The sequence below is a fragment of the Agromyces sp. NPDC127015 genome, from assembly GCF_042725165.1.
In the GTDB taxonomy this organism is placed as follows: Bacteria; Actinomycetota; Actinomycetes; order Actinomycetales; family Microbacteriaceae; genus Agromyces; species Agromyces chromiiresistens.
Genome location: NZ_JBHXDI010000002.1, coordinates 491397 through 509181, shown reverse-complemented (window position 1 = coordinate 509181; position 17785 = coordinate 491397). Strand labels below are relative to the sequence as shown.

Annotated in this window: 7 protein-coding genes; 3 read left to right on the top strand and 4 right to left on the bottom strand. The window is 71.7% G+C overall.

Annotation, left to right across the window (positions count from 1 at the left end; genetic code table 11):
- Positions 1-33 precede the first annotated feature (33 nt).
- Positions 34-9237: a SpvB/TcaC N-terminal domain-containing protein gene (locus tag ACFWGP_RS08585; protein WP_376930665.1), complete on the bottom strand. Its 9204-nt coding sequence runs from the start codon at positions 9235-9237 to the stop codon at positions 34-36.
- Positions 9238-9419: 182 nt separating this feature from the next.
- Between ACFWGP_RS08585 and ACFWGP_RS08580 the strand changes: the two genes are divergently transcribed.
- Entirely contained in the window at positions 9420-12467 is a 3048-nt protein-coding gene (locus ACFWGP_RS08580; RefSeq protein ID WP_275505203.1) for an AAA family ATPase, read from the top strand.
- Positions 12468-12763: 296 nt separating this feature from the next.
- On the top strand, positions 12764-13966 hold the full coding sequence (locus tag ACFWGP_RS08575; RefSeq protein ID WP_231429669.1) for an MFS transporter: 1203 nt from the start codon (positions 12764-12766) through the stop codon (positions 13964-13966).
- A 54-nt stretch (positions 13967-14020) separates the two neighbouring features.
- Here ACFWGP_RS08575 and ACFWGP_RS08570 read toward each other — a convergent pair whose 3' ends face one another.
- Together ACFWGP_RS08570 and ACFWGP_RS08565 are read right to left on the bottom strand one after the other, a co-directional pair.
- Positions 14021-14839, bottom strand: coding sequence for a shikimate 5-dehydrogenase (locus ACFWGP_RS08570; RefSeq protein ID WP_231429670.1), 819 nt, complete (start codon positions 14837-14839; stop codon positions 14021-14023).
- 113 nt (positions 14840-14952) lie between these two features.
- Positions 14953-15465, bottom strand: coding sequence for a DUF3817 domain-containing protein (locus tag ACFWGP_RS08565; RefSeq protein WP_275505204.1), 513 nt, complete (start codon positions 15463-15465; stop codon positions 14953-14955).
- Positions 15466-15583: 118 nt separating this feature from the next.
- On the opposite strand from ACFWGP_RS08565, the gene ACFWGP_RS08560 reads away from it, so the two are divergent.
- Complete coding sequence (locus ACFWGP_RS08560) at positions 15584-16117, top strand: adenine phosphoribosyltransferase (RefSeq protein ID WP_376930664.1); 534 nt, start codon at positions 15584-15586, stop codon at positions 16115-16117.
- A 6-nt stretch (positions 16118-16123) separates the two neighbouring features.
- On the opposite strand, the gene ACFWGP_RS08555 is transcribed toward ACFWGP_RS08560, so the two are convergent.
- Entirely contained in the window at positions 16124-17725 is a 1602-nt protein-coding gene (locus ACFWGP_RS08555) for an AMP-binding protein (RefSeq protein ID WP_231429673.1), read from the bottom strand.
- Positions 17726-17785: the final 60 nt, after the last annotated feature.

Here is a 17785-nt window from a genome sequence, read left to right as displayed (position 1 = left end):
CCCACCCGGCCGACGCCTCGCCGCGGCCCGTGCTCAGCTGCCCGTCGTCTTCGGTGGTGTCGGCAGCGGCTTCTTCGCCTGACCGCTCGACTTCGCCTTCGTCGGCGTCGCAGGCAGCGGCTTCGTCGTCGGCGCGACCGTCGCCTGGGCGCCGCCGCCGGCGCCGCCGGAGGTCGCCGTCGACGTCGACGGCTGGCTGCTGTTCACCGACGGCGTGCCGCCCGCCGTCGCGTTGCCGCCTCCGCCGCCCGGCGCGTTCGCCGTCGTCGCGGTCTTGTCGCCGCCGAACTTCGCCCGCTTGCCGTACGGGGCGCCGAGCTTCACGGTGCCCTCGTCGAGGTCGATGTCGATCAGCGGGTTCGGCTCGGCGATCTCGGCCGTGTCCTGCCACTTCTTCGCGGCATCCCGGTCCATGCCCACGCCGAGCCGCACGAACGCCTTCGGCAGATGGTTCGCCTTGCCGGCGTCCATCGCCTGACCGACCGCCCCGAGCGCTGCGAAGCCCGACATCTTGCCCGCGGCGTCGCTCTTGTCCCACGCCGCCCTGACGACGTCGTTGGCCTTCGCGATCGTGAAGAGCGCGCCGCTCGGGTCGTTGTACCTGATGGCGTTCGAGCCCGCGTACGCGTACGAGGCCTGCAGCTCAGGAGAGCCGATGAGGCTGAACGGGTCGCTGAGCGCCGGATCGACGGTCAGGAACAGCTCGCGCCGCGCGTCGTACCAGCGCTCGCCGAAGTCCATCAGGCTGCGCCGCTCGTCGGTGTACGCGCCCGCGTACTGGTACGGCGTGCGGTACACCGTCGAGTGCTCGTCGATCCACACCTCGCCGGTCGGGAAGTACTCCTGGTGCTGGAACGTCTGGCCCGTCGCGTCGGTGACGACGTTGGTGCTGCCCTGCAGGTCCTTGTGCAGGAAGTAGCGCTGACCCTCGGCGGCGTACGGATCGTCGCCCGGGTCGCGCTGCTGCGCGATCAGCTCGTCGTCGACCCAGACCTGCTTCGTGAGCTCGTTGCCGTTGCGCACCGTGACCCACGGGTTGATAAACGCCGTCTCGCCGTTCGGACCGCGCTCGATGACCCTGCGGCCCTCGTCGTCGTAGGCGTACTCGGTCGTCTCGCCGTACTCGTCGACGAGCACCATGTGGCCGGCCCAGTCCCAGCTGATCTCCCGTGCGATCTTCGCCTTCTTGCCGGTGCCGTTGACGATCTGCGTGAGCTCGCCGTCGGCGTCGTAGTGGAACGTGTCCTGCCCCTGCGTGCTCACCTGGTGCGGGCCGTCGGCCGCGAACGTGCGGTTGAACGAGTACGAGGTGCCGGACTGCACCTTGCTTCCGAGCTTGTCGACCTGCGCCTTCTTCACGACGTTGCCGGCGTCGTCGAAGTCGAGGTCGAACGTGTAGCTGCGGGTGTTCTTCCACACCTTCGCCGAACCCGAGGCGTCGACGAGCCGGTCGTACGGGTCGTAGCCGTACGTCATCGACACGGGGCTGCCGAACAGGTTCGTCACGGTCGACGGCACGTCGTTCGAGTACTTCGTCGGGTTGCCCACCTTGTCGTACTGGTACGTCTGGTCCTGCACCTCGGCGTAGTGCGCCGGGTTGCCCTTGAGCGGCCGGTCCGCCGAGACGGTGCGCACGTTGTCCATCCACCTCGTCAGCTCGTCGTAGCTCCAGGTCGTCGTCGCGCCGTTGCCGTAGTCGATCGCGGCGGGCACGAGGAACTCGTCGTAGCGGCGGTCGTTCACGTAGTCGTAGTGCCACGTGGTCGGCTCGTCGGTGTACGTCGGGTTGCCGTCGGCGTCGAGCACGGGGTTGCCGTCGGCGTCGAGCACGGGCACCTTCACGAGCCCGGGTTCGTCGCCCACGACCGACCTGGTGAGCCCGCCCGCGTCGTAGTCGTAGGTCAGCACCTCCCCGTCGGGATAGGTCATCGTCTCGACGCGGCTGAGCCCGTCGTACTCCCACTCGGTGGTCCACTGGAACCGCGGGTCGCCGGGCACCCAGTTGTGCAGCTTGATCTCGCTGAGCTGGCTCGTCGTGTTGCCGAGCGGGTCGTAGCCCAGCGTGACCACGCGAGCGGCGTCGTCGATCTGCACGATCCGGCCGGCGCCGTTGTCGGGCGCGCCCGCCTCGCCGTACGTGTACGTCACGTCGGGGGTGTCCTCGGGATAGTCGATCTTCACGAGGTTCTGCAGCTCGTAGTGGTAGGTCGTCTCGACGTCCTCCTCGCGGAGCGTTCCCGAGACCTCCTTGATGACCTTGCCCTCGGCGTCGTACCACGTCTCCACGAGGCCGCCGTCGGGGGTGTCGGTGCTGGTCTTGTTGCCGACCCCGTCGTAGGTGTGGGTGGTCTCGTTGCCGGCGACGTCGACGACCCGCAGCAGCTGGCCGAGGGGGTCGTACCCGTAGCGCGCGGTCTTCGGGGCCAGCAGGTCGGTCGGGTCGGGGGTCGCCGGGTTCAGCGGCTGGTCGTCCATCTGCAGCTCGTTGCCGCGGATGTCGGTGAACGTCGTCGTCACCCGGCCGCGCGGGTCGGTGCTGACGGCTCGCATCACGGATGCCTCGTGACCGGCGACCTCGGCGTCGCCGAAGCCGTACGTCGTCGTCGTGGTCCGCGCCCCCGGCTCGGTCTGCAGCGTCTCCTGATCGAGCAGATTGACCTCGCGGACCGTCTTCGTCGCGACATCCGAGGTCGCCGTCTCGTAGGTCGTCTGCGCGACCGTGTCGAACGTCGGCCGGTAGGTCTCGACCTCGTGGCCGAAGACGTCGTAGACGACGGCGCCGCTGACGACGCGCCCGTCGGCCGGGACGCCCTGTGCGTCGACGACCCGCGCATCGCGCTTCTGCTGCGTGATGCGGCCGGTGCCGTCGGCGAACTGGACCGTCTCGATCGGGTCGTCGTTGAACCGGTCGGCGTGCCGCGCGATCGCGTAGCCGTATGCGGGTGCGTTCGGGTGGTACTCGAACGTCACGGCGTCGGCCTGCAGCGGGTTGCTGATCGAGGCGGGCCGACCGAGGCCGTCGTAGGTGTACGACGTCGTGTTGCCGTTCGCGTCGGTGCGACTCGCGACCGCCCCCGACGCCCAGTCGAAGGTCGCGGTCGAGGTCATGCCGGTGCGCAGCGGCACCGGATCGGTGTCGGCCTCGTAGTCGAGGAAGACGTCGACCTCGTCCTGGCTGTCGAAGTCGTACTCCGTCACCTCCGCGATGTTCGCGTGGCCCACGTTCGTGTCGTAGACGTACTCGACCGCGTAGCGCACGCCGCCCTCGCCCTCGGGATAGACGATGCGGTTGTAGCTGCCCCACGAGTCGTACTGCAGCTCGGTGACGGCGGTCTCGGTGTCGCTGATGCGCTCCTCGAGGTGGGTCACCGACTGGTTGTCGCAGACCGCGTCGCGACCGTCGCGCTGCCGCATCACGTTGCCGTCCGAGTCGAAGACGGTGATGACCGCCGGCACGCTCACCCACGTGGGGCACACGTCGGGCGAGAAGATCGGCGAGGCCTGCTCGTCGCTCGGCATCGGGTAGTACGGGGTGTCGCCGAAGCAGCCGAGGCCGGCCGAGTAGTCGCCCCCGTCGTCGAGCTCGACCTCGGAGGACGAGATGCGGCAGTCGGCGTAGTCGGTGACGGTCAGCACGTCGTCGGCATCGGTCTCGAGCTCGCCCTCGTCGAACTGCTCGAGCACGTTGCCGAGGCCGTCGTAGGTGAAGCTCACGCTCGTCTCGTTGCCGACCGTCGTGCCGTCGGCGGCGAAGTAGCGCTCCTCGCTGTCGACGACGAGCGGCGCGTACGACCACGTGAGCGACTCGGTTCCGGTCAGGGTCGGGATGGCCGTGTCGATGTCGACGAGGTCGGCCTCGGCGAGCGGGTCGAAGCCGTCGGCGACGCCCTGCACGTCGCGGATGCCCCAGTCGAGCGTCGCGGCGCGCAGCTTCTTGCCGCTCTGCGCGTCGCTCACGACCATCGAGGTCTGCAGCCCGGCGACGAACACGTCGTCGTTGAGGTACTCCGTCTCGGTGGTGCGCTTGGCGACGCCCTGCTCGTCGAGCTCCTGCTCGGTGACCTTGCCGAATCCGAGCGGCTGGCGGAACAGCCGGTCGAAGCGCAGGTCGTCGTACGCGAACGTCGACACCGAGACATCCGCACCGTCGCCGGGCCGGCCGTCGTCGACCGCGACGCGGCTGAGCGCCCACGTCGAGCCGGGGTGCGCGACCGTGTTGCCGTACCGCTCGTAGTCGAGGCTGACCGTGCCGCCGAGCGGGTTCGTGTACGACGAGAGCAGGTTGGTGCGCCCGGTCGTGTTGCGCTGCACGGCCACCTGGTGGTCGTCGGTCGACGCGAGCGAGTCGACGAAGCCGTCGCCGTCGATGTCCTCGAGCGTGACCTCGGAGAAGCTCACCGAGTTCTGGTACGAGGCGCCGGGGTTGATGACGAGGTAGCACGCGACTAGGCACAGCGGGCCGGCGTACACGGTGAAGTCGACGCCGCCGCCCATGCCCTGCGAACGGTCGTACGACACCTGCGGCGACGCGCCGAGGTCGGCGACGCCGACACCGGCGGCGCGGGCGAAGTCGCCGAAGTCGACCGCGGGCGCGAGGCCCGACCCCGTGCCGAACTCGACCGTCGGCTGCTCACCGGCGGACGGCTTGTGCAGGCGGTCGGGGATGCCGTCGCCGTTCACGTCGAGCCACGCGAAGCGGGCCATGTCGTAGTTCCAGTTGAACGAGACGCCGCCCGAGAACTCGCCCCACGGCGTCGCGAAACCGGCGGACGCATGGGCGCCGATCGACTCCTGGGTGTTGAAGCCCCCGGTCGCGAGCGGCAGCACCGCGTCGGCGAACGAGTAGCCGAGGTTGTAGCGCACGAACACGCCGCTCGGGTTCGTGTAGACGACGTCGGGCAGGCCGTCGCCGTTGACGTCGGCGAGCTCCTGCGACATCTGCGCCGTGTCGCCGCCGCCGGTCGGGATGTCGGAGAGCGCATCGGGCGGGCCGTAGTCGGCCGAGAGCGGGCCGCCGGAGGGGCCCGACTCGTTCGGGTTCGTGAACGACACGTCGAACCCGCCGCCGACGCTCACGCCGAAGCCTGCGCCGAGGCCCGGATCGCTGTCGGAGGCCTTGCTGCCCTTCGACGCCGCATTGCCCTGCGTCGTGTTCGTCTTGCCCTTGTTGTTGGCCGAGATGTCGACGAGGCCCGCGTCGAGGCCGCCCGATGCGTTCACCGTGAAGTCCTGGTTGACGAGCCCCTTCCTCGGGGTGGGATCCGCGACGGTCTTCTGGAAGATGCCGCGCTGGCTCGTGTACTGCACGTTGCCGGGCGTGATGACGTCGGGGTAGCCGTCGCCGTTGAGGTCCTCGTAGTCGACGAGGCTCCAGCTCGGGCCGATGCCGACCGACCCGCCGAGCGGGCCGAAGCCGAAGCCGAGCGAGAGGCTCGGACCGGTGACCGAGATGCGCGTCACACCGCTCTTCGAGGCCCCGTCGTCGACGCCCAGCGAGACCGTGTCGCTCGACAGGCGCGAGGAGCGCATGCGCTCGGCCGACGCGGCGAGGTTGTCGCGGGTGCCGCGCCACTGCGGGGCGTCGAGCGGCGATGCCCCCTCACCGAGCGAGTCGGGATCGAGCAGCGGCAGGTACGCGTAGGCGGGGTCGATGTCGGGCTCCGCCTCGCACTCGGTCACCGGGCCCGTGCACAGGTCTTCGAAGCCGTCGGCGGGCTCCGCGGACTGCGCGGCGGCCTCGTCGATCACGAACGCGTCCTCGTCGACGGGTTGGGTGGCCTTGCCGGCGCTCGCCGTGTAGCCGGCGACGCCCCACCCGCGGTAGGCGAGGGGGAAGATGCCCTGCCGGCCGGTCCACGTCATCACGACGGGCGGCGTCACCTCCTCGGGGACGGCCTCGTCGGTGCGCAGCGTCACCGCGAACCCGTCGGCCGACAGCGCGTCGGCGAGCGCGGGCTCGCGCACGCTGAGCTCGAACCAGTACTCCTCGCCGTCGACGAGCCCGAACGACTGGTCGGGCGGCGTCGCCGTCGGGTCCGTGAGATCCACCGAGGTCTGGTCGACCGAGGCGCCGAGCGTGACCTGCTTCTTCCAGACGAGGCCGTCGCGGCTCTTGATGCTGAGCACGACGTCGCGGTTCGGCAGCTCGTCGGCGATCGGCGAGAGCACGGCGTGCTCGATCTTCAGCTCGCCGTAGTCCTCGGTGTCGTCGGCCGTCCACGGCGCGAGCACCTCGGCGGTCGACCGGTTCGGGTACTGCTCGATCTCGGGCGCGAGGTCGACGCGCTTCGTGTCGGTGAGCACGCCGTCGATCTCCTGCTGCACCTCGATCGGGTCGCCGTTCTCGTCGGTCGCCGCGGTGTAGTGGATCGACGGGTTCCACGAGATGGCGGTGAGGTCGATCGACGAGTCGACCCCGAGGTGCGCGTGCACCGTGTCGGTCTCGGGCTCGGAGGCGGCGTCGGCGGGGTCGGCGGCCACCGGACCCGACACCGGCGTGTCCGCCGTGAACGCGATCGTGCCCACGAAGTCGCCGGGGATCACGCCGTCGGTGATCGTGACGTCTGCCGAGCCGTCGTCGGGCGTGCCGACCGCGTCGGGGATGGCGACCGGCAGCACCGTCGTGGGATCGGCGTCCGTGCGGTCGACCACGAGCCGCACGTCGTCGCTCGTCGCCTTCGACTTCACGACGGTCGCCGTGAAGCGCACGGTGCCGTCGTACGGCATGACGACGCGCGTGTTCGGGCGCCCGGCGAGCGTGAAGTCGTCGGCGATCGAGTAGACGGTCTGCGACAGTCCGTTGACGTCGAGCGGCACCTCGACGGTGTCGTCGGGCACCGGGTCGACCGAGCCCTCGTCGACGACCGCGTCGCCGCCGATCGCCGTGTAGGTCACCGTCGGTGCCCACGCGACCTCGTCATGAGCGCCGTCGTCGATCGAGCCGACCCGGAAGTAGACGCGGTCGCCCGCCTGCACCTCGAGCGGGGTGGCCGCGTCGAACGCGACCGATTCGTCTCCGGGGGTGGCGGGATCGTCGGCGACGAGCGTCTCGACGACCTCGCTCGCCTCGTTCAGCTGGATCGCGACGCGAACGCCGTCGTCGCTCGCGGCCGCCTCGGGGGAGTCGAGGTCCGCTGCGCCGGTGATCGAGACGGTGCCGTCGAAGGGGGCGACCCAGCGCCGGACCGTGTCGATCGGCGGCGATGCGGACTGCAGTCGCTGCTGCAGCGCGTCGAGCTCGGTGCTGTCGACCTGCGGCGTCTGCCCGCCGGTCGCGAGCGGCACCGGCGTGCCCGTGCTGCCGGCCTCGAACGACGGGACCCCGTTCTTCAGCCGGTTGAAGTAGACCGATCCCTCGTGCACCAGGTCGGGCAGCCCGTCGGCGTTGACGTCGGTGAAGTACACGTCGCCCCAGGCGACCGCGCCACCGACGCCGAACGAGGCGGTGACGACGATGTGCGCCTCGACCGCGACCTGCAGCTGGAACTCGTGGTCGCGCGAGAGCCCCTTGCCGGTGAGCGTCGTGAGCGGCACCGGCGCGCTGAACTCGGGTTCGCCGTCGGGTCCGCCGAGGTTCAGCCGGTACCAGACCTCGTGCTTGTCGCCGTTCGCGTCCGTCTTGCCGGCGTTCTTGAACACCTTGTCGGGAAGTCCGTCGCCGTTGAGGTCGATGAACTCCTCGAGGCCGTCGGTCTGGCCGCCGCCGACCTGGATCGATGCCCCGAAGGAGCCGACCTTCTGCGGGATGGCGGGGTTGAACCCGATGTAGGCGTGGCCCTCGGCCGAGTTCGACTCGGAGCCACCGAGCGCGCCGGCCGTGACGTTCTCGTCGAGGAACAGCCGGTCGCCGAGGTCGTCGTTCGCGCCCGTCTCGCCCGTGTTCCACGTCGGATCGGTCGCGAACCCGGCGTAGCCGGCCTGCGAGTACCCGACGTCGTTGAAGTACTGGAAGGTGTGCGTGACGGCGGCGGGGGTGCCCGCGCCCTGCGTCACCGTCGACAGCAGGGTCTTGCCGAACGGCCCGGTCTTGTAGCCGAGGTCGTAGCGCGTGGCGAGCTGGTCGTAGTCCCGACCGCCGTCGACCTGGAGGTCGCCGTACCAGACCTCGACGCTCGCGAGCCGCTCGGCGAGCAGGTCGAGGTAGCGGCCGGTGCCGTCGAGCGTCGAGTCGGGGCGCAGCGGGTACTTCGCGTTCGTCTCCGACGCGGGGTCGACGAGTTCGGTCTGCCGGATGAAGCGGATCTCGTACGGCGGCTGCTCGTGGTAGCCCTCGACCGGATGGTTCTCGTCGGAGGCCTCGGCGGCCTCGGTGTAGAAGATGCTGCGCAGGAACGTGTGGCGAGCGCACAACGTGTCGGCGTCGTCGTCGCACGAGGCATCCGCGACCCAGCCGCCGTCGACCGAGGCGTCGTAGCGGTACCGCAGCGTGTCGTACGCGTACCGGAACATGTTGACGCCGACGTCGCGCTGCGCCGAGAGCAGCCACTTGACGATGTTGCCGTCGTCGTCCTTCACGATGGAGTCGGGGTCGAGCGCCCCCGTGTTCGGGCCGGGCTCGACGAACCCGCGGGTCACGCCGAGCGGTCCGCCCATCGGCCCGCCGGCGTCGGGCTTGGCGCCGTACCAGCGGATGCCGCCCATCTTGTCGCGGACCTCCCACCAGTAGTTCTTCGGGCTGTCGCCGTGGCGGATGATCTGCTCGTACTCGGTCTCGACCTGGCGCGTGAAGTCCTGCCGGTCGGCGATGCGGTCCTCCCACGCGTCGCCGAGGGCGTTCGGCACGAGCATCGCACCGTCGAGCGAGTACGACTCCGACTCCTTGTCGGCGTCGAAGTACGGCACGCCGTAGCTCGTGTCGACCTCGACCGTCCCGACGCCGAGGTCCCAGCCGATGCCGGCCCAGCTCGACTCCGTGGCGGAGGCGTAGTCGAGCGAGAGCTCGGGCGTCATGCCGCGTCCCTGCGGGACGATGAGCGGGTACGACAGCTGGGCGCTGCCGTCGCTGGATGCCTCGGGCGCATCGATGAGCGCGAGGCCCTCCGCCGGATCGGCGTACTGCAGGCCGTCGAACGACCCGTCGCCGAGGTCGTCGGGCGTGAGCAGCGACTCGCGTGCGAGGGTCTCGCCGGGGTCGGCGGCACCGCCGAACCCGCCCGTCGCCGCGAATGCCCCGGTCGCCAGCAATCCGAGTACTGCGACGACCGCCGCCGTCTTCACCGCCGTGCGCTTTGCAGACATCGTCGTCCTCCGTCGGCCGATCCCGTCCCGCGCGCGGAGTGCGCGGGTCGAAGCCCAGTCGACCCCAGAACTGGTGCCGTGTCATGAAGAAAGCCTTCAAGTAGCCTTCAACCGGGGGGACGGCGTCGTCGACGCGTGCGGCGACGCCGATGGGATTCCGAGTGGATGAACAAGGGTGTCGCATGACCGGGCGATCGGGTGGTTCGGCCGCCTTCGTCGCGCCCGACGCGTACTTCTTCGACGGTCATCGCTTCGAGCCCGCCACCGGGACGCTCGTGCTCGACGGCGGCAGGGCGCGCACCGCCCGTCTCGCGGGCGGGGAGCTGCACCTCCGTCCGAAGACGGCGGCGGTGCTCACCGCCCTGCTCGAGCGCGCCGGCGGACTCGTCACGAAGGCGGAGCTCATCGACGAGGTGTGGGACGGCGCCACGGGCGACGAGTCGATCGCCGTCTGCGTCGCCGAGCTCCGGAGACTGCTCGGGGAGCGCGCCGACGACCCGCACTACGTGGCGACCGTGCACCGGCGCGGGTACCGGTTCGGGGCGCCGGTGACGACCGCGCCGCGGCGCGAGGGGCGCGGCGGGCCGGGGCCGGTCGGACGGGAGCCGGAACTGGGCGAGCTCGCCGCGTGGCGGTCGGCCGCGACCGCGGGCGACCGGGTCGTCGGCTTCGTGGCGGGCGAGGCGGGTGCGGGCAAGACGACGCTCGTCCGCGAGTTCGTCGCGAGGCTCCTCCCGGAGCGACAGGTGCTCGGCGAGGGGCGCTGCGCGACGCCGTCGTCGGAGGCGTCCGGGCCGGCGCTGCCGTTCCAGCCGTTCCTCGACGCCATCTCGGCGATCTGCCGCGGACCGGGCGGCGCGAGCTTCCGCGAGATCCTGTGGCGGACCGCCCCGACCTGGCTGCTGCAGCTGCCGGAGCTCATCGAGCCGGCCGCCGTCGAACGCCTGCGCCGTCGCGCCGTGGACCGGTCGATCGGCCGCATGATGCGCGAGGCGGCGGCGGCGTTCGACGCGATGTCGGCCGTCGCCCCCGTCGTCATCGTCATCGAAGACCTGCACGCCGGCGACGACGCGACCGTCGAGCTCGTCGCCCACCTCGCCGACCGGGCGTCCCGCGCGCGACTGCTCCTGATCGCCACCTATCGGGGTGAGGAGGTGCCGGGAGGCGGCGAACTGGCCGACGTCATCGGCCGCCTCGTGGCACTCAGGCGTGCCGAGCACCTCGAGCTCGGACCGCTCGACGCCTCGGCCGTGGCGAGCCTGCTGGCCCGGTCGGAGCGCCGTCGTCCGCCCGGGCCCGAGGTCGTCGCGGCGGTGCTCGACCGCTCCGAGGGGAATGCGATGTTCGTGTCGGCACTCGTCGCCCGGCTCGTCGAGACCGACGGCGTCGATGCGAGCGGAGGCTCGCCGATGACGACGGCCCAGCTCGCCACGGCCGAGGTGCCGGTCGCGGTCGAACGCCTCATCGCCGATCGCCTCGATCGCCTGCCCGCCGGGGATCGCCGCGTGCTGCTGGCGGCCGCGGTCGTGGGCGTGGAGTGCTCGGTCACCGAGGCCGCGGCCGCGCTCGCCGTGCTCGCCGACGGCGACGGCGCGGATGACGACGGGGTCGACGCGGCCGGCGTGGCCGGCGAAACCGACGTCGGGCGCGCGCTGGCACGGACCGCCGCGAACACCGGGGTCATCGTCGAGACCGAGCCGATCGTCTGGCCCGACGGATCGGTCGACGCGTGCTACCGGTTCGCCCATCGCCTCGCCCGTGAAGTACTCGACGCCCGGCTGGGCGCGGCGGCGCGCATCGCGGTGCACCGGGCGATCGCGGAGCGGCTGACGGCGCGCGCGACGCCGGGATCGCTGGCCGGCACCGCGGCCGAGCACTACGAGCTCGGCCGCCAGCCCGACCGGGCCGCCGAGCAGTACGCGCGCGCCGCCGAAGCGGCGCATCGTGCACTCGACACGCGACGCGCCCGCGAGTACGCCGGCCGAGGCATCCGACTCGCCGCGGGTGCCGGTGCCGGCGTACCGGCCGCCGTCAGGCTCCGGCTGCACCTGCAGCTCATCGCCGCGCTGCTCGGCGAGCACGGGCCGTCGGCCGAGGACCTGGGGGATTCGCTCGCCGAGGTCGAGGTGCTCTGCGGGTCGGCCGACGATCCGATGCTCGTCGCCCGCGCCCGGCACGTGTTGTGGAGCCTCGCGTTCATGCGCGGCGACCTGGTGGCGGCCGGCGCCCTGTTCGTCGACTTCGAGGTCGCCGTCGCCGACGTCGACGACGCGGTGCTCGCGACTCAGCTCGCCGATGCGCGGGCACTCACGTTGCTCGCCGAAGGGTCGCCGGCGCTCGCGCTCGCCGTCGTCTCGCGGCCCGAAGCGGCGGGCGCAGGGTTCCCCGGTGGCTCCGACCGCCCGGAGGCGGTCGTCGTCGATCGGTCCACGGCCGCGCTCGCGAGCTGGCTGGTCGGCCGAGCCGACGACGCCAGGGCGCTGGCCCTCGACGGGTTGCGCGTCGCCCGGGAGTCGGGCGCACCAGGAATCGTATGCCGGAGCCTCTGGCCCGTCATCGCGGTGCACCAGTTGCGCGGCGAGCGAGCCCGGGTGCGCCAGTACGCGGCCCAGCTCGCCGCGGTGGCCGAGCTCGACGAGCATTCGCGATGGCGCTCGGTCGCCGCGCTCTTCGACGGGTGGGCGCGCCCTCCGGGCCCGGGCGCGCGGTCGGGCGCGCGCGAGACGGCGCATCCCGCCGAACACCTGATGGCCGGCGGCATGGGATTCGGGCGGCCGTACCATCTCGCGGTCGCGGCCGAGACCGCGGCGCTCGCGGGCGACCACGAGCGCGCCGACGCCACGATCGACGAGGCGCTCAGCGCGGTCGCCTCGACCGGGGATCGCTGGTACCACGCGGAACTGCTGCGCGCCCGCGCCGAGATCCTGGTCGCGTCCGCTCGGGGCCACCCGGAGCGGGGCGTCGTGGCCGAGATCGACGAACTGCTCGAGGAGGCGGTCGCGGTCGCTCGCGCCCAGGGCGCTTCGGCGATCGAGGTGCGAGCGCTCACGGGTCTCGTGCGGCGCGGCGATCGGACGACCGACGGCGCCGTCCATGCGGGGGAACGGCTCGCACAACTGCTCGACGAGCTCGGTGAGGGCATCGCCCGCGTCGACCGCGCCGCTGCCGTCTCGGCACTGCGCGCGTCGGGTGCGGCGCGCCACGTCGGTTCCCCGGCCCTCCGCAACTGACCCGCGCGACGAGCGCCGCCACGTCAGGCGGCGAGCGCCGCCACGCAAGGTGGTCTCGGTCGTCGGTTCCCGACGGCCGCTCGAACGCTGCCGCGCACTCGCCGCGCAGGGTGGTCTCGGTCGTCGGTTCCCGACGGCCGCTCGAACGCTGCCGCGCACCCGCCACGTAAGATGGTCCTGGTCGTCGGTTCCCGACGGCCCTGGGCGCGCCCATCAGCGCGCAGTCGACCCGCCGCCGGCATTCGCGGAGCCCCGCCCGCCGCCCTCGGGACGCCATCCGCTTCAGGACTCCTCCAATGACGTCGTCAACCCCCGTCAGCCGTACCCCCGCGCCGCCGTTCCCGTGGCTCGGGCTCATCGTGCTCGCCGCGGCCGTGTTCCTCTCGGTCACGATCGAGATGCTCCCGACCGGTCTCCTGCCCGACATGAGCAGCGGCCTGCAGGTCGGCGAGCCGCTCATCGGCGTACTGGTCACGGTGTTCGCCGCGACCGTCGTCGTGCTCACCGTGCCGCTCGCCGCGCTCACGAGGCGCGTGCCCCGCCGCACGCTCATCGTGCTCACGCTCGGCGTGCTGGCGCTCAGCTGCCTGCTCACCGCGGTCGCGCCGAACTACCCGACGGTCGTCGCGACCCGCGTGCTCGGCGGTGCCGCGCACGGCCTGTTCTGGTCGGTCGTCGGCGCCTACGCCGGCCATCTCGTGCCCAAGGAGCAACTGGCCCGCGCGGTGTCGATCAGCGTCGCCGGCGGTTCGGCGGCGTTCGTGCTCGGCGTGCCGCTCGGCACCGCACTCGGCCAGGCCTTCGGCTGGCGGCTCGCGTTCGCGTGCGTCGGTGTGCTCACCCTCGTCGGCGCCCTGCTCGTGCAGCGGTTCCTGCCGCCGGTGCGGCATCATGCTGGCGAGGCGGATGCCGCGCCCGTGCGCATCCGCAAGGACCCGACGTTCGTGCCCGTCATCGTGGTGTGCCTCATCACGGCGGTCGCGATGGTCGGCATGTACACGTTCTACACGTACATCGCGCCCTACATGACCGACGTCATGGGGCTGCCGTCGAGCGCGATCAGCCCCATGCTCCTGGCGTACGGCATCGCGGGCGCGGTCGGCCTCGTGCTCGCGGGCGCGGTGCTCGGGCGTCGCCCGACGCTCGGTCTCGTGGTCGCCATGGTCGCGACGGGGCTCGGTGCGGCGGGGCTCGCGGCGTTCCCCGACGTGCCCGGGGTCGGCATCGCGAGCTTCCTGCTGTGGGGCACGGCGTTCGGCGCCCTGCCGACGATGCTGAACACGCGACTGCTGCACTCGGCGTCGGCCAAGATCCGCGACGCCGCGGCCTCGTTCTACACGACGGCGTTCAACACCGGCATCGGCGGCGGTGCGCTGCTCGGCGCCGCCCTGTTCGGCGTGATCGGCCTCGCGGCGCTGCCGTGGGTCTTCGTCGCCCTGCTCTCGTGCTCGACGATCGCGCTCATCTGGACGGCGCTCGTCAATCGCGTCCACCGCTGAGCAGCTTCCGGTCGTCGAGGAGCGGTGGCGGGGTGCCGGCCCCGAGGTCGGCGACTACTCCGCGCGCGAGAACGCCGCGGCGCGGGCGATCTGCTCGCGGGTGATCGGCACGCCCGTGTAGCGCTCGAACTGGCGCGCCGCCTGCAGTGCGTGCACCTCGGCGCCCGAGATGACGGTCCTGCCAGCCGCGCGGGCGGCGACGATGAGCGGCGTCTCGGCCGGGAACGCCACGACGTCGAACACGACGGATGCCGCGGCGATATGGGCCTCCGAGAACGCGAGCGTCGAGGCATCCGCCCCCTGCATGCCCAGTGGCGTGACGTTCACGATGACGTCGAACGCGCCCGGCCCCGGGTCGGTCGCGACCCACTCGTAGCCGTACTGCGCGGCGAGCACCGGGCCGAGCTCCGCGTTGCGGGCGAGTACCGTGAGCTGCTCGAACCCGGCCTCGCGGAACGCCGCGACGACCGCCTTGGCCATGCCGCCCGATCCGCGCACGAGCACGCGCAGCGAAGGGTCGAGCCCGTGGTCGGCGATCAGCTGGGCGATCGCCTCGAAGTCGGTGTTCGACCCAGTGAGCACCCCGCCGTCGTTGACGATCGTGTTCACCGACTCGATCGCCGCCGCCGACGGCTCGACGACGTCGATGAGCGGGATGACGGCCTCCTTGAACGGCATCGAGATGCTCGCGCCGCGGAGTCCGAGCGCCCGGATGCCCCGCACCGCGCCCTCGATGTCGTCGGTCGTGAACGCCTTGTAGATGAAGTTCAGGCCGAGCTCGTCGTAGAGGAAGTTGTGGAAGCGCGTGCCGAGGTTCGACGGGCGGCCGGCGAGCGAGATGCAGACCTGCATGTCCTTGTTGAGGATGGGCATGCGTCCATCATCCTCCGGTCGACACGACGCGAGTCGCCGAAAAGTGCTCCTCGTCGCTCGACGAAGCGCACTTCCTGGCGACTCGCGAGCCGACCGACCAGAGCGGTACGGAGTCAGCCGACCTTGGGCGGACCGATCATGAGCAGCGCGGCGAAGAGCGCGGCGATGCCGACGACCGCGACGACCGTGAGCAGCAGCGGCCGGGCGAGGAACCAGCGCAGCAGCCGGTTCACCCAGTTGCCGTCGGCGGGGTGATCGGTCGCCTCGAACCGCCAGTCGCCCTCGAGGTAGCCCTTGCGCACGAGCCACAGGTCGAACGGCACGGTCGCGTAGGGCACGATCGCCGTCAGCACGGCGAAGGCGATGCGACCGACGTTCCACCGCTGGTTGACGCCGACGAGCACCGACTGGAACGCGTAGGCGAGGAACACGAAGCCGTGGATCGACCCGCCGACGAGCACCGCCCACTCGAGGCCCGCCGCGTACTTCAGGATCATCGCGACGATCAGGATCGTCCAGGTGACGACCTCGGCGAAGGCGAGCAGGCGGTACAGGCGCTTCGGCGTGAGCCGGCTCGTCGGTGCGGTGACGGCGGCGGTCGCGCTCGTGGCGGGGGAGGTGGTCATGCGGTCGTGGCTCCAGAGGTCGGGATGCTTCCATGTTCGCAAGCGCGCGGGCCCCGCGGCATCCGTCGAAGGTTTGACGTCGGGCGGGCGCGCAGCCCGGCCGGAGTAGGCTGCCACGGTGAACGAGCCCGAAACCCGTGCCCTCGTCGAGTCGCGTCTCGCCGTGATCCCCGACTTCCCCGAGCCGGGCGTGCTGTTCCGCGACCTCACCCCCGTCTTCGCCGACGGCGAGGCGTTCCATGCGCTCGCCGAGGCGCTGACGGCGCCGTTCGCCGGCACGTTCGACGTGCTCGCCGGGGTCGAGGCGCGCGGGTTCCTGCTCGCGGCGGCCGCGTCGGTGGCCGCGGGCGTCGGCGTGCTGCCGGTGCGCAAGGCCGGCAAGCTGCCGCGCGCGGTGCTCACCGAGGAGTACGCGCTCGAGTACGGCACCGCCGCGCTCGAGGTGCACGTCGGCGAGCTGCCGCCCGGCACCCGGGTGCTCGTCGTCGACGACGTGCTCGCGACGGGCGGCACGGTGGGCGCGGCGGCGCGCCTCGTCGAACGGGCGGGATGGCGCGTGGCCGGCGTCTCCGTCGCGATCGAGCTCGCCGACCTGGGCGGCCGTGCGGCGCTTCCGGCCGGCCTCGAGGTGTTCAGCCTGCTGCAGTACTGAGCGCCGTCACCCTGCTGCCGCGGCCGCCTCGCGGGCCCGCAGGTCCTTGCGGAGGATCTTGCCCGACGCCGACTTCGGGACCTGCTCGATGAACTCGACGACGCGCACCTTCTCGTGCGGGGCGACGTGCGCGGCGACGTGCTCCATCACTCCCGAGGCGTCGAGCGAGGCGCCCTGCTGCAGCACGACGAACGCCTTCGGCACCTCCTGCCCGTCGTCGTCGAGCACGCCGATGACGGCGGCGTCGGCGATGGCCGGGTGCTCGAGCAGCACGGCCTCGAGCACGGCCGGGGCGACCTGGTAGCCCTTGTACTTGATGAGCTCCTTGAGCCGGTCGACGATGCGGTAGACGCCGTCGACGGTGACGGTCGCGATGTCGCCGGTGTGCAGCCAGCCGTCGGCGTCGAGCATCTCGGCGGTCGCGTCGGGCTTTCCGAGGTAGCCCGCCATCACCTGCGGACCCCTGATCCAGATCTCGCCCGGCTCGCTCGCCTCGTCGGGGGACGCCGGCACCGCGACATCCTCGCCGGTCTCGACGTCGACGATGCGGGCCTCGGTGTTCGCGAGCAGCACGCCGATCGTCGAGCGGTCGAGGTCGGGGCGATCGACGGGGATGACGTGGGTCACGGGGCTCGTCTCGGTCATGCCGTAGCCCTGGCACACGATGCAGTCGAGGCGCTGGGCGACGAGCTCGGCGAGGGCGCCGTCGAGCGGCGCGGCTCCGGAGAACACGACCTTCACGCTCGAGAGGTCGTACTGGTCGACGAGGGGATGCTTCGCGAGGGCCACCGCGATCGGCGGGGCGATGAAGACCCAGGTGGTGCGGTGCTCGCTCACCACGCGCAGGAACTCGGCGAGGTCGAACTTCGGCATCGTGACGAGGCTCGCCCGCTGCCGGAGCGCGAAGTTGAGCAGCACGGTCATGCCGTAGATGTGGAAGAACGGCAGCACCGCGAGCACCCGGTCGCCGTCGGTGAGTGCGATCGTGGCGCTGCACTGCGCGACGTTCGCGACGAGGTTGCGATGCGTCAGCATGACGCCCTTCGGGCGACCGGTCGTGCCCGACGAGTACGGCAGCACGGCGAGGTGCGTGGCGGGGTCGAAGCTCACGTCGGGCGCGGGGCGCCCCTCGCCCAGGAGCTCGGCGAGTGAGGGATGCCCCGGCGCGCCCTCGAGCACGATGACCTGCTCGTCGGGGATGACGAGCCGCTCCGCGGCGGCGAGCACCCCCGGCAGCAGCGGGCCGACGGTCACGATCCAGCGGGCGCCGGCGTCGCGCAGCTGGTTCTCGATCTCGGCGGGCGTGTAGAGGGAGTTGATCGTGGTCGCCGTGGCGCCCGCCCGCAGGATGCCGTGGAACACGGTCGCGAACGCGGGCACGTTCGGGCAGAGCACGCCGACGGTGTCGCCGACCCCGATGCCGCGCTCCGCGAGGGCGCCGGCGAACAGCTCGATCTGGCGCACGAGCTGCCGGTAGCTCGTTGTCTGCCCGCTCGTGCCGTCGATGAGGGCCACCGCGTCGAGCCGCGCCTCGTCGAGATCGCCGAACAGGAAGTCGAACACGGAGACATCGGGGATGTCGACGTCGGGGTGGGCGCTCCGGGTCATGCGATCTCCTTCGATCCTGCGCGCCGGTCGCCGTCGACCGCGCGTGGCATTCATCCTGCT